We start from the raw sequence: 12867 nt of genomic DNA, 5'->3' as shown, positions 1-12867 counted from the left end.
CACAGCCTCGCAAAGCCCGCGATTTTCCGGGCTTTTTACTTGCCGCGGGGCGGTTAATCGCGTAAAACTGTCTGCCGCTCTTAGGCCACGAAAACGTTGAGATTATGTTCCAGGATAACCCGCTGCTCGCGCAGCTCAAAGAGAAACTCCACTCCCAGACGCCGCGTGTTGAAGGGGTGGTAAAAGGCACCGAAAAAGGCTTCGGCTTTCTGGAAGTTGATGCCCAGAAAAGCTATTTCATTCCGCCGCCGTTCATGAAAAAAGTGATGCACGGTGACCGCATTGTTGCCGTGCTGCAAACCGATAAGGATCGTGAAGTCGCCGATCCGGAAAAACTTGTTGAGCCTTTCCTGACGCGTTTTGTCGGCCGCGTGCAGAAGAAAGACGATCGCCTTTCTATCGTGCCCGATCATCCACTGCTCAAAGACGCTATTCAGTGCCGTCCCGACCGCAACCTGAATCATGAATTCCAGGCTGGCGACTGGGCCGTGGCCGAGATGAAGCGCCATCCGCTGAAAGGCGATCGCACTTTCTACGCCGAGCTGACCGCTTTTATCACCACCGCTGACGACCATCTGGCGCCGTGGTGGGTGACGCTTTCCCGCCACAATCTGGAGCGCGAAGCGCCGGAAGCCGTGGCTGGCGAGATGCTTGACGAGCAGCTTGAGCGCGAAGATCTGACCGCGCTGGATTTTGTTACCATCGACAGCGCCAGCACGGAAGATATGGACGATGCGCTGTACGTAGAAGCATTACCGGAAGGCCAGCTGCGCCTGACTATCGCTATCGCCGATCCGACCGCTTACGTGGCGGCGAACAGCGAGCTGGATGCTATTGCCGCCGAGCGCGCGTTCACCAACTACCTGCCGGGCTTTAACATTCCGATGCTGCCGCGCCAGCTTTCCGATGACGTCTGCTCGCTGCGTCCCAACGAGCGCCGTCCGGTGCTTGCCTGCCGCGTAACGGTAGCGGCCGACGGCACGCTGGGCGAAGATATCCACTTCTTCGCGGCCTGGATTGAATCCAAAGCCAAGCTGGTTTACGACCAGGTTTCCGACTGGCTGGAAAACAGCGGCGACTGGCAGCCGGAAAACGACGCGATCGCTACCCAGATCCGTCTGCTGCACAAGCTGTGCCTGGCGCGCGGCGAGTGGCGTAAAACCCACGCGCTGGTGTTTAAAGATCGCCCTGACTTCCGCTTCCTGCTGGGCGAAAAAGGCGAAGTGCTGGATATCGTTGCTGAACATCGCCGCATCGCTAACCGCATCGTGGAAGAAGCGATGATCACCGCCAACATCTGCGCTGCCACCGTGCTGCGCGAGAAGCTGGGCTTCGGGATCTACAACATTCACCTCGGTTTTGACCTGGTGAACGCCGAGCAGGCCGCCAGCGTGCTGGAAAACCACGGCGTGAAGGTCGATCCGCAGGCTATCGCCACGCTGGAAGGTTTCCGCGTGCTGCGTCGCGAACTGGACGCGCAGCCGACCCAGTTCCTGGACAGCCGCATCCGTCGTTTCCAGTCGTTCGCCGAAATCGGCATCGAGCCTGGTCCGCACTTCGGGCTGGGACTGGAAGCCTATGCGACCTGGACGTCGCCTATTCGTAAGTACGGCGATATGATCAACCATCGCCTGCTGAAAGCGATGATCAAAGGCGAAGCGGCTTCCCGTCCGCAGGATGAGATTACCGTGAAGATGAGCGAGCGCCGCCGCCTGAACCGTATGGCAGAGCGTGACGTGGGCGACTGGCTCTATTCCCGTTTCCTGCAGAAAGCGGCGGGCACCGACGAGCGCTTTGCGGCGGAGATTATCGATGTGTCTCGCGGCGGCATGCGCGTGCGCCTGACCGCTAACGGCGCCGTTGCCTTTATCCCTGCGCCGTTTATTCACGCGGTACGTGATGAGATGGTATGCAGCCAGGAAAGCGGCACGGTGCAGATCAAAGGCGAAGTGGTTTATCGCGTGACCGATCTGATCGAAGTGACCATCGCAGAAGTGCGGATGGAAACCCGTAGCATCGTGGCTCGTCCGGCAGCCTGATGCTCTGTCAGGCGGGACGCCCTGTCCCGCCTGCTTCTGTCGCCCTTGCTCTCTGAGGTCGCGCGGAGAAAAAAACCTCTTGCCTCACACTTCTTATTCCCCCTGCTTTCACTAACAAAATATCAACATTACTTTAGCGTTATCTCGCTGGGAGATAACAAGGAGTATTGTGATGATCAAGGTAAAATCGGCCATTGTCTGGGCCGGCGTGGCGATAGTCGGCGCGATCGCCTTCGCCATGCTGGCGCTCAGCCGCGGTGAACAGGTTAACGCGCTCTGGCTGGTGGTGGCCGCCGTGGCCTGCTACAGCATCGCATGGCGGTTCTACAGCCGCTTTATCGCCAAAAACGTGTTCGAACTGGACGACCGTCGGCTCACTCCCGCCGAAAGGCTCAACGACGGGCTGGACTACGTGCCCACCAATAAATGGGTACTGTTCGGCCACCATTTTGCCGCTATCGCCGGCGCCGGCCCGCTGGTCGGCCCGATTCTGGCGGCGCAAATGGGCTTTTTGCCCGGCACGCTGTGGATCCTGATCGGCGTAATGCTTGCGGGTGCGGTACAGGATTTCCTGATCCTGTTTATCTCCACCCGCCGCGACGGCCGCTCGCTGGGCGAAATGGCGAAACAGGAGCTGGGCGCGTTCGCGGGCGTTGTAACCATGCTGGGCGCGCTGGGCGTAATGATCATTATTCTTTCCGCGCTGGCGCTGGTGGTGGTCAAAGCGCTGGCCAACAGCCCCTGGGGATTGTTTACTATCGCGGCCACCATCCCTATTGCCCTGTTTATGGGGATTTATATGCGCTTTCTGCGTCCGGGAAAAATCGCAGAAGTATCGCTGATTGGTTTTGTGCTGATGATGGCGGCAATTATCTACGGCGGCAACATCGCGCAACACGAGTTTTGGGGACCGTTTTTTACCCTCAAAGGCACTACGCTGACCTGGGTGTTAGTTATTTACGGTTTTGTCGCTTCCGTGCTGCCGGTGTGGCTGCTGCTGGCGCCGCGCGATTACCTTTCCACCTTCCTGAAAATCGGCGTGATCGTTGGTCTGGCTATCGGCATTTTGTTTGCCATGCCGGAGATGAAAATGCCCGCCGTGACGCGTTTTATTGACGGCAGCGGCCCGGTGTTCGCCGGCAGCCTATTTCCTTTCCTGTTTATCACTATCGCCTGCGGCGCTATCTCCGGCTTTCACGCGCTGGTCTCCAGCGGCACCACGCCCAAGCTGATTGAACGTGAAAGCCATATCCGCATGATTGGCTACGGCGCGATGCTGATGGAGTCGTTTGTCGCGATTATGGCGCTGATCTGCGCTTCGGTCATTGAGCCAGGCGTCTATTTCGCCATGAACTCGCCTGCAGCGCTGATCGGCACCACGGTAGAATCCGCCTCGCAGGCTATTAACGGCTGGGGCTTTGTGGTGACGCCGGAAATGCTGAGCGGCATCGCCAGAGATGTTGGCGAAGGCACTATCCTTTCTCGTGCCGGCGGCGCGCCTACTTTTGCCGTAGGCATGGCGCATATCATTACCGAAGTGTTTAACAGCCGCGCCATGATGGCGTTCTGGTATCACTTTGCCATTCTGTTTGAGGCGCTGTTTATTCTGACCGCCGTGGATGCGGGCACCCGCGCCTGCCGGTTTATGGTGCAGGATCTGGTGGGCACCGTGGTGCCGTCGCTGGCGAACAACCGTTCCTGGCTGGGCAATATGGCGGGCACCACCGTGGCGGTAGCGGGCTGGGGGTTCTTTGTCTATCAGGGCGTGGTCGATCCGCTTGGCGGCATCAACACGCTGTGGCCGCTGTTCGGCATCGGTAATCAGATGCTGGCCTCAATGGCGCTGATCCTCGGCACCGTTGTCCTGTTTAAGATGAAAAAACAGCGTTACGCCTGGGTGACCATCCTGCCGACGGCGTGGCTTTTTATCACCTCAATGTATGCAGGCTGGCAGAAGATTTTCCACGAAAAACCGGCCATTGGCTTTCTTGCTCAGGCCAGAAAGTTTTCTAAAGGCATTGAGGACGGCATGATTATCGCGCCAGCCAAAACTGTAGCGGATATGCAGACTATCGTGTTCAGCAATCAGATCAACGCCGCGCTCTGCGCCTTTTTTATGCTGGTTGCCGTTACCATGCTTATCGCGGCTTTTTTCGTCATTCGTCGCGCATTAAACAGTCAAAGTCCGACGGTGCACGAAGCCGATATTTCCCTGCGAAGCGAGGCGCGTCATGGCTAGAGCGATTTTTTCCCGACCTGCAAGAAACCGGCTTCAGGTGATCCGCTGTCGACCTTTAGCCACAACGGTATTAAAAGAATCACTAACGTTACGTTTGTTAATGTCGCGGCTGGCGCAGTGTTTTCGCCTGATGGTTGGCGTTCAGGACTATCAAACCTACCTGCGACATATGCAGCAGCATCATCCCGCTAATAAGGCCATGACGGAGAAAGAGTTTCACCGCTACTGCCTGGAAGCCCGCTTTCCTTCCGTGGCGGGAAAAGTCGGAAAATGTCCCTGCTGATCTCCGCCCCGATCGCGCGGTCGGGGCTTTTTTCGCCATAGTTAATTTCCGACATAAAAAATATCTTAAACATTGCGCTTGTGATTATCCTGTTTGCCGAATACTGTTGCTAAAATAAGAAGATACAGCCTGTATTGCATCCTCCAGGGAGAAATCTGATGACCGATGAGCAAGGGCAATCACTACTTTATACCTGGTTTGGTACTAACAGCCCTCATTGGCGTTTAAAGTCCGACAGCGATGCGCTTTTATTTGCAGAGGATGAATCGGCCGATACGCACGTCGTTATCCCCTTAACGCCTACGCAGGCGAGCCTGCTGCGCGCGATGACCGTGATCACCTCCAGCGTGAACCTGACGGTGTCGCTGTATGGCGAGCCGCTTTCCATGCATCTGGTTGGCCGCCGCGTTAACCAGACCGAATGGGCGGGCAGCGCCTCCGCCTGGGGCGATACCGCAAGCGTGGCGCGCGATCTGGCGCTGGGCCTTTCGTTTGCCGAACAGGTGGTGTCGGAAGCCAACTCGGTGATCGTTATCCTGGACCAGCGCGGCAATATTCAGCGCTTTAACCGCAAAAGCGAGGAGTATACCGGGCTGAAAGAGCAGGAAGTTATCGGCCGCAACGTCTTCCAACTATTTATGACCCGCCAGGAGGCGGCTTCGTCACGTCGCAACATCAGCGGTTTTTTCCGCGACGGCAACTCTTACGAAGTGGAAAGATGGGTGAAAACCCGTCAGGGACAGCGTTTGTTTCTTTTCCGAAACAAGTTTGTCCACAGCGGCAGCGGGAAAAATGAAATCTTCCTGATCTGCTCCGGCACCGATATTACCGAAGAGCGACGGGCGCAGGAGCGTCTGCGGGTACTGGCGAACACCGACGGCATTACCGGCCTGCCCAATCGTAATGCGATCAATAACGCTATCGCAGAAGCGCTGGCGGAAGAGGTGCAGCAGCAGATCGGTATCGTCTATCTCGACCTGGATAATTTCAAGAAGGTTAACGACGCCTATGGCCATATGTTCGGCGACCAGCTGTTAAAAGCGGTGTCGCTGGCTATCTTAAGCTGCCTGGCAAAGAACCAGACGCTGGCGCGCCTGGGCGGCGACGAATTCCTGGTGCTGGCGGTCGGCGCGACGCAGCAAGAGCTGGAAGCGATGGCTACGCGCATTCTCGACAGGCTCAGACAGCCCTTCCGCATCGGGCTGATTGAAGTCTATTCCGGCTGCTCTATCGGCATCGCGCTGAGTCCGCAGCATGGCGAAGATCGCGAGAGCCTGATCCGCAATGCGGATACGGCCATGTATACGGCAAAAGAGAACGGGCGCGGCAAGTACTGCATTTTTGCGGCTGAAATGAATCAGCGGGTATTTGAATATCTCTGGCTGGATACCAATCTTCGCAAGGCGCTGGAGCAGGATCAGCTGATTATCCACTATCAGCCCAAGCTGGATCGGGCCGGTGAAGTGCACAGCGTAGAGGCGCTGGTACGCTGGGTGTCGCCGGAACGCGGGCTGGTTTCACCGGCGGACTTTATCTCCTATGCCGAAGAGTCGGGGCTGATCGTGCCGCTGGGCCGCTGGGTCATGCTGACCGCGCTTGAACAGATCCTGGCCTGGCGCAAAAAAGGCATCAACCTGCGCGTGGCCGTTAACGTCTCGCCGCGCCAGCTGCTTGATGAAAGCATCTATATCGATCTGAAGCGCGCGCTGGGCAAAGCGAACCTGGCGAGCTGCCCGCTGGATATTGAGCTGACCGAAAGCTGCCTGATTGAAAACGAGCAGCAGGCGTTGACGCTGATGAATCAGTTCCAGGCGCTGGGAGCGGAAGTGCATCTGGACGATTTCGGCACCGGTTACTCCTCCCTTTCGCAGCTGGCGCGCGTGCCGATTAACGCCATCAAGCTGGATCAAAGCTTTATTCGCGGTGTTAACAGTCAACCGGTTTCACAATCGCTGGTGCGGGCGATTGTCGCGGTCGCGAAGGCGTTGAATTTGCAGGTTATCGCGGAAGGTATCGAAACGACAGAGGAAGAGACATTTATAATGGCGAGCGGTGTGGACGCTCGCCAGGGATTTTTATACGCCAGGCCTATGCCCGCAGACGCGCTGGAGCAATGGCTGGCAAAACGTTACGCCGGAGCTTAACCCGCTTTACGCATAACCTGCGCGCTGTGGCGGTTCTGCAGCTGTACCAGCCTTTCCATATAGGCTATATCCTTGGGTTCGATAGAAAAGGCGAATTCCACCCAATCTTCGGTGATATCCATCAGCTCTGCCCGCGTCAGCTGCAATACTCGCTGACGCGCCTTTAACATCGCTCTGACGCCGTTGAGTTTCGGTTTCATCGTGTCGATAAAGGTACGGGTAGTCTGGTAGCCCTCGCCCGGCTGGAACAGCCGATCGACCAACCCTCGCGTTTCGAACCATTCCGCCGAATGCGACTCTCCTTCGCAGATCAGCTCTTCCGCCAGCTTCATGCCCGAACGCCGGGCCACCAGCGAATAGCCGCCCATGCCCGGAAACAGGTTGAACGCAATTTCCGGGAAGCCCATGCGCGCCGTGTCCTGCGCCAGGATAAAGTGGTGCGCCAGCGCGGCCTCAAAGCCGCCGCCCAGCGCGCTGCCCTCGATCATGGCGATGGTCACCGCGCCGGTATCAAACCCGCGCGCCGCCGCATGAATGCAGTCCACGCAGGCGCGCGCGTAGGCCCGCAGCGCTTCACGACGCCCGTTTTTAATGCATTCCACAAAAAATCCGAGGTCGCCGCCCGCATTAAACATCGTCGGCACCAGCGAGCCGGTTACCCAAAAGTCGATGGGCAAGCCGGAACGCTGCGCGGCATAGCTAAGGTTCATTATCTCTTCGATAAGCTCATGGTTAAAGCTGGGGCGCGGCTGCGCGCGTAGCATCATCCATAACGTGCGTCGTCCTTCTTCGTAGTAGGCGGAAAGCTGAGTGGTTTGTCCAGCTTCGCTAAACAGCCGGCAGGTGGTCTGATTAATTACGGTCATATTCTCATCCTCTGTTTATGGGTGCGCTTAAGCGCGCTCCAAGCGTAATGCAGAGTGCGAGACGGCTGTACTTTCGTTTGATTTTAAAGGTAAATTATTTTCACCCCGCCGGCCTGAAAGCCAGCGAGGCGCTAATAACTGACGGTTTTTACCGCAAAGACCGGTGGAGGGAAATAACGTTATGATTTCTGATTAAATTATTTTATCTGACCATACCAGGCATTGCTACCGTGCTTGCGTAAATAATGGCAGTCCAGCAGCGGCTGCTGAATGGCGGGCAGCGACGGCGTTAACAGCTGGCTGTAAATGCCCATATAGGCGACTTCTTCCAGCACGACCGCCGAATGCACGGCTTTTTCCGGCGTTTTTCCCCAGCAAAACGGGCCGTGGGAATTGACCAGAACGGCCGGCACAGCCAGCGGATCCAGATCTTTTTCACGGAAAGTTTCGATAATCACCTGCCCCGTTTCCCACTCATAGCGGGAGCCGATTTCTTCCGGCGTCATCTGGCGACTACAGGGAATGGCGCCGTAAAAATCATCGGCGTGGGTGGTGCCCCAGGCAGGGATCTCTTTGCCCGCCTGCGCCCAAATGGTGGCATGGCGGGAATGCGTATGGACAATGCTGCCTACCTCAGGCCAGGCCAGATAGAGCGCGCGGTGCGTGTCGGTATCGGAAGAAGGCCGCATATTGCCTTCCCGCACCTCGCCGCTGTGCAGATCGACCACGACCATATCTTCGCGTTTCATCGCCTCATAGCTGACCCCGGAAGGTTTAATCACTATCAGGCCCTGCTCACGATCGACCGCGCTTACGTTACCCCAGGTGAACACCACCAGACCGTGGCGAGGCAGCGCCAGATTGGCTTCCAACACCTGTTGTTTCAGTTCTTCCAGCATTTGGTTTCTCCCACTTTTTTCTACATTGTCCCCGCTGGCCAGCCATCAGGGTATGGAGGCAATCGCTGGATGCGTGGCAGAAATTAGCTGGGTGACGGTAAAAAGCGTGGGAAATTAAGATTTTTTACCTGTGAAGACGATCGTCTATGCTTAGAATACGTGCCAGCAATACCTTTACAGAAATAAGTCTGAAACTTAACAAATGTGTAAGTGTTGCTTCACGAGTACGGTAAGAACGACGTGATATATGATGGCAATGTTTTATTTACGTGAGATAAATCGCTAAGAAACGGGCGTGTCCGGGCCAAAAGGCAAGGTAAACCTCTATACTTATAGCGTTATTCCTGCAGCAGCAATGATGGAGAAGTGACTATGTCAGTAACAATTAAACGTATTACCGCTGGCCTGCTGGCCGCCACTCTGGTGCTTTCCTTAAGCGGATGCTCAAACTGGTCGAAACGCGATCGCAATACCGCTATCGGCGCGGGCGCGGGTGCTATCGGCGGGTCTATTCTTTCTAACGGCAGCGGTCTGGGCACCGTCGGCGGTGCCGCTGTGGGCGGGATCATCGGTCATCAGATCAGCCGTTAACGGCTGACCGTTAAGCAAAGAAAGCACAAGGCCGCGACAAAACGCGGCCTTTTTGCTTCAGCCGCCCGCCAGCTTCACTTTCAGTCCTTTAGCTTCCAGCAGCGTTTTCAGCAGATCGCGCTTGTCGCCCTGAATTTCAATCACGCCCTCTTTAACCGATCCGCCGCAGCCGCATTTTTTCTTCAGCTCGGCCGCCAGCTTTTCCAGCCCGGCATCCGGCAGATCGACGCCCGTGACCAGGCATACGCCCTTGCCTTTACGGCCGCTGGTTTGCCGCTGTATGCGCACGATGCCGTCACCTTTTGGCCGCTGTACCGCCGCTTTGGGTTCATCGATGCGTCCGGTTTCGGTGGAATAGACCAGACGGCTGTTGTTATCGGCCATTATGCCTCCTGAAGTGATGCGATGATGTTATTCAACGCGGCTGCCGGGTCAGCGGCCTGGGTGACGGGACGACCAATCACCATATAATCCACCCCGGCCTGTAGCGCCTGCTGCGGAGTCATAATGCGCCGCTGATCGCCCGCCTCGCTGCCCGCAGGACGAATGCCCGGCGTGACCAATTTAAAATCGCTGCCCAGCGTCTGTTTGAAGCGCGCCGCTTCCTGCGCTGAGCATACCACACCGTCCAGGCCGCACTGCTGCGTGAGCCGCGCCAGCCTTTCAGCATGCTCCGCTGGCGAAAGCTCGATGCCAATCCCGCGCAGATCCTCCGCTTCCATACTGGTCAGTACGGTCACGGCGATCAGCAACGGCGCGTCTTTACCAAAGGGCTTTAGCGCCTCACGAGCGGCCGTCATCATCCGCGCGCCACCGCTGGCGTGGACGTTAACCATCCAGACGCCCAGATCGGCCGCCGCCGCAACGGCATGTGCGGTGGTATTGGGGATGTCATGGAATTTCAGGTCCAGAAACACCTCAAAGCCGCGCTGCTGTAAATCCCGCACCAGCTGGGGGCCAAACAGCGTAAACATCTCTTTGCCGACTTTCAGGCGGCAGCTGCGCGGATCGATACGGTCAACAAAGGCCATGGCGCTGGCGTGATTAGCGTAGTCCAGCGCCACCAGGATCCGGGAGCGGTGAGATGATTGCATGTTGAAACCCTCTGAAATAGCGCACCGCGCGGGTGCAGGAGATAAACGGCAAGCATTCTACCTGCGACGTCGTTAAATTCACAGTTTAGCGGCAAGTTTTCCCTTTTCGCCTGCCAGACCATGCGGCTCTCATTGCTGCTGAAACCCTGATATGAAGTTTACTTATTAGTATGTTGTAACTATTTTTGACCTGTTAAAAAAGCCAGCGCTCCACAACAGGAGCCGCTGGCCGGTTTATTGCCCGTCCAGGCCGCGGATAGGTTTAACCGAGGACCAGGCGCGACAGGAAGGACAGTGCCAGTAAAGCGCATGGGCGGTAAAGCCGCACTTGTGGCAGCGGTAGCGCGGCTTGGTGCGGATCTGTTCGCCGACCATATCCCGCAGCACCATCAGGCTCTCTTTTGCCCTACCGTCTTCCGCTTCATGCAGGTGGTAATCCATCAGGCGATGGAAAACGCGCATGGTAGGATGGCGCTGCAGCTGGCGATTAATATAGATCTGCGCCACTTCGCCGCCCTCGTCTTTTTCAATGACGTCAGAGAGGTAAAGCTCGGCCGCCGCGCCGGTATTTTCCTCAACGCAGCGCTTCAGATACTCGGCCCAGGCGTTGGGCTGTTGCAGCTGTTGATAGCAGGTTTCCAGCATCGCCAGCGTTTCGCTGACCAGCTCTTTATCCTGTTCTATCACGCGCTGTAAAAACCCAACCGCTTTTGCATAGTCGCCTTTCGCCATGTGGATACGCCCCATCATGATCGAGACGCGGGCGCTCTGCCTGTCGGCGGATTCGCCTTTTTTCAGCAGGCCCATAGCGCGATCCAGATCGTCGCTGCCCATCGCCTGGAGCGCCAGCTCGCAGTAGAAATGCGCAATTTCCATACGCTGCTTTTCTTTGCCCAGCTTTACCAGCCGTTCGGCCACCTCGATGGCTTTTGGCCAGTCGCTGGTCGCCTGATGAATAAGCAGCAGCTGCTGCAGCGCGCCGACGCGGAAGTCCGTCTCATCGGTCAGCTGGCTGAACATTTCTTCCGCCCGATCGTAAAAACCCGCGGCCATATAGTCGCGGCCCAGCTGCTGCACGGCCAGCAGGCGCTGATCGTAGGTCAGCGAAGCGCTTTCCATCAGGGCCTGATGAATGCGGATAGCCCGGTCAACCTCGCCTCGCGAGCGAAACAGGTTACCCAACGTCAGATGCGCCTCTACCGTGCCGCTGTCTTCCTTCAGCATATCCAGAAAGAGATCGACCGCTTTATCCTGCTGATTGGACAGCAGGAAATTGACGCCGGCGACGTAATCGCGCGACAGGCGGCTCGCTTCCTGTTGCTTATCCTGCTGCGCGCTCCTGCGCCCCATATACCAACCATAGGCAGCGGCAACAGGCAGCAACAGAAACAGCAGTTCCAACATAGGGGATTATTCCTTAACGGCAGGCACGGCTGGCTGAGCCGCCGCTTCTTCTGCCTGCCCCAGCTTCTGCTGGAGACGTTTCAGTTTACGCTGGGAATTAGCCAGCGCCACGCGCAGACGGAGCCAGAACAGACCGCAAATCGCCCAGCCGATTAAAAAACCCGCAGCGAACAGCGTAGCCAGCAGCGTCGAAACGCGATATTCGCCCTGCGCCAGCAGATAGTTAAAGGTAACCACCTGATCGTTATGCGCGCCAAGCGTAATAGAGATAATGAAAATCACTAAAACCAGTAAAAAAATCAGCAAGTATTTCACAGTCCGTCCCATAGTCTGGTGATAACCAGATGAATTATGCCAAAAAATTAGCCCTGTTGCTTGCCTGATGCGCGCAGGGCGCATGAAATGCCTGCCCAATCCTCAGGTTATGGGGGCAAACGGCGCGAACACAATCACGCCTCGTCGCGTTCGCTTATTTCCTGCTCTTCCGCCGGCGGAACGGTGAGCGGCCCGCTGTAGCGCTGCACCAGCCAGGTCGCCAGCGTGACCAGCACCCAGCTGATAAGCGTTGAGGTAATCAGGTCGCGCGGCCAGTGCATTCCCAGCACCAGACGGCTTGCCATCACGCCAATCGCCCAGGCCACCAGCACGCACAGCGTGACGATACGGCGGCGAGGCCATAACAGCCCTACCGCCAGCAGCGCCCAGCTGGCTGCAAACATGGTATGACCAGAAGGGAAAGCATAGCCGGTTTCAAATTCCCAGTGCGCCTTCAGCCAGTCAGGCAGGCGAGGATCTTCCGCAATCGCTTCCCGCACCATTACGCTGCGCTGCTTGCGGGTCTGCTCGTAAAAGTATTTTTCATCAAGCCCGTGGTTTTGCTCCAGCCACAGCACATAAGGGCGCGGCTCGCGTACCTGATCTTTAATAAACGTTTTGGTGTACTGCCCGAGCAGGATTGCCGACACCACGATCAGCAACAGAATAATTGCCGACTTAAGGCGATAGCGCAGGCACCACAGGAACCACGCGCAGAGGATCACGCTGGTTAAGGTTCCCCATGGACTGGTCACGGTTTCGGTCAGCCAGAACAGCAGCTGATGGCCCCACCCTGTTTCCACCGGCTGCCAGCGCCAGCCGGACAGCAGCACGCCGAATGGCATAATCAACAGCAACAGAGCACCCAGCGTGGTGCGTTTGGCGATCTCAAACATGGCTTTCCCCGGCGATTCAGTAAGGCATTGATTTATTTCTGATGACAACGTGATAAAAAATAATAACATATTGATTGAGATGGCGATAATTGTGCGG

The 12867-nt window shown here is 56.8% G+C and carries 12 protein-coding genes; 5 read left to right on the top strand and 7 right to left on the bottom strand.

The window, feature by feature from the left end:
- Positions 1-104: 104 nt before the first annotated feature.
- From ACMGEE_RS01180 to pdeR, 4 genes are all read left to right on the top strand, one after another.
- Positions 105-2039, top strand: coding sequence for an exoribonuclease II (locus ACMGEE_RS01180; protein ID WP_301251650.1), 1935 nt, complete (start codon positions 105-107; stop codon positions 2037-2039).
- Between the two features lie 172 nt (positions 2040-2211).
- On the top strand, positions 2212-4278 hold the full coding sequence (locus ACMGEE_RS01175; RefSeq protein WP_253453857.1) for a carbon starvation CstA family protein: 2067 nt from the start codon (positions 2212-2214) through the stop codon (positions 4276-4278).
- On the top strand, positions 4271-4561 hold the full coding sequence (locus tag ACMGEE_RS01170; RefSeq protein WP_253453855.1) for a YbdD/YjiX family protein: 291 nt from the start codon (positions 4271-4273) through the stop codon (positions 4559-4561). Before ACMGEE_RS01175 ends, ACMGEE_RS01170 begins: the two co-directional genes overlap by 8 nt.
- A 158-nt stretch (positions 4562-4719) precedes the next feature.
- Positions 4720-6705 carry a cyclic di-GMP phosphodiesterase gene (pdeR, locus tag ACMGEE_RS01165; protein ID WP_253453853.1) on the top strand — a complete coding sequence of 662 codons (1986 nt, stop codon included), beginning with the start codon at positions 4720-4722 and terminating at the stop codon, positions 6703-6705.
- Here the strand turns inward: pdeR and ACMGEE_RS01160 are convergent.
- Together ACMGEE_RS01160 and ACMGEE_RS01155 are read right to left on the bottom strand one after the other, a co-directional pair.
- Entirely contained in the window at positions 6702-7571 is an 870-nt protein-coding gene (locus ACMGEE_RS01160) for a crotonase/enoyl-CoA hydratase family protein (RefSeq protein WP_253453851.1), read from the bottom strand. The two genes, pdeR and ACMGEE_RS01160, sit on opposite strands and share 4 nt — an antisense overlap.
- Positions 7572-7768: 197 nt before the next feature.
- A complete protein-coding gene (locus tag ACMGEE_RS01155; protein WP_436829497.1) occupies positions 7769-8470 on the bottom strand; it encodes an L-ribulose-5-phosphate 4-epimerase in 702 nt (233 codons plus the stop codon).
- Between the two features lie 372 nt (positions 8471-8842).
- On the opposite strand from ACMGEE_RS01155, the gene osmB reads away from it, so the two are divergent.
- Positions 8843-9061: an osmotically-inducible lipoprotein OsmB gene (gene osmB / locus ACMGEE_RS01150; RefSeq protein WP_125287704.1), complete on the top strand. Its 219-nt coding sequence runs from the start codon at positions 8843-8845 to the stop codon at positions 9059-9061.
- 57 nt (positions 9062-9118) lie between these two features.
- On the opposite strand, the gene yciH is transcribed toward osmB, so the two are convergent.
- The 5 genes from yciH to pgpB all read right to left on the bottom strand — a co-directional run bounded on the left by yciH (position 9119) and on the right by pgpB (position 12770).
- Complete coding sequence (gene yciH / locus ACMGEE_RS01145; protein ID WP_301251646.1) at positions 9119-9445, bottom strand: stress response translation initiation inhibitor YciH; 327 nt, start codon at positions 9443-9445, stop codon at positions 9119-9121.
- A complete protein-coding gene (gene pyrF, locus ACMGEE_RS01140) occupies positions 9445-10155 on the bottom strand; it encodes an orotidine-5'-phosphate decarboxylase (RefSeq protein WP_436829496.1) in 711 nt (236 codons plus the stop codon). Before pyrF ends, yciH begins: the two co-directional genes overlap by 1 nt.
- 234 nt (positions 10156-10389) lie before the next feature.
- Positions 10390-11559 carry a lipopolysaccharide assembly protein LapB gene (lapB, locus tag ACMGEE_RS01135; protein WP_253453843.1) on the bottom strand — a complete coding sequence of 390 codons (1170 nt, stop codon included), beginning with the start codon at positions 11557-11559 and terminating at the stop codon, positions 10390-10392.
- 6 nt (positions 11560-11565) lie between these two features.
- Positions 11566-11874, bottom strand: coding sequence for a LapA family protein (locus ACMGEE_RS01130; protein WP_253453841.1), 309 nt, complete (start codon positions 11872-11874; stop codon positions 11566-11568).
- 134 nt (positions 11875-12008) lie between these two features.
- A complete protein-coding gene (gene pgpB / locus ACMGEE_RS01125) occupies positions 12009-12770 on the bottom strand; it encodes a phosphatidylglycerophosphatase B (RefSeq protein WP_253453839.1) in 762 nt (253 codons plus the stop codon).
- Positions 12771-12867 lie beyond the last annotated feature (97 nt).

Origin of the sequence: Erwinia artemisiae, assembly GCF_051400835.1 — a bacterium.
Lineage (GTDB): Bacteria > Pseudomonadota > Gammaproteobacteria > Enterobacterales > Enterobacteriaceae > Erwinia > Erwinia aeris.
The sequence above is the reverse complement of the archived record's forward strand: the minus strand, read 5'-3'. Positions and strand labels throughout refer to the sequence as shown.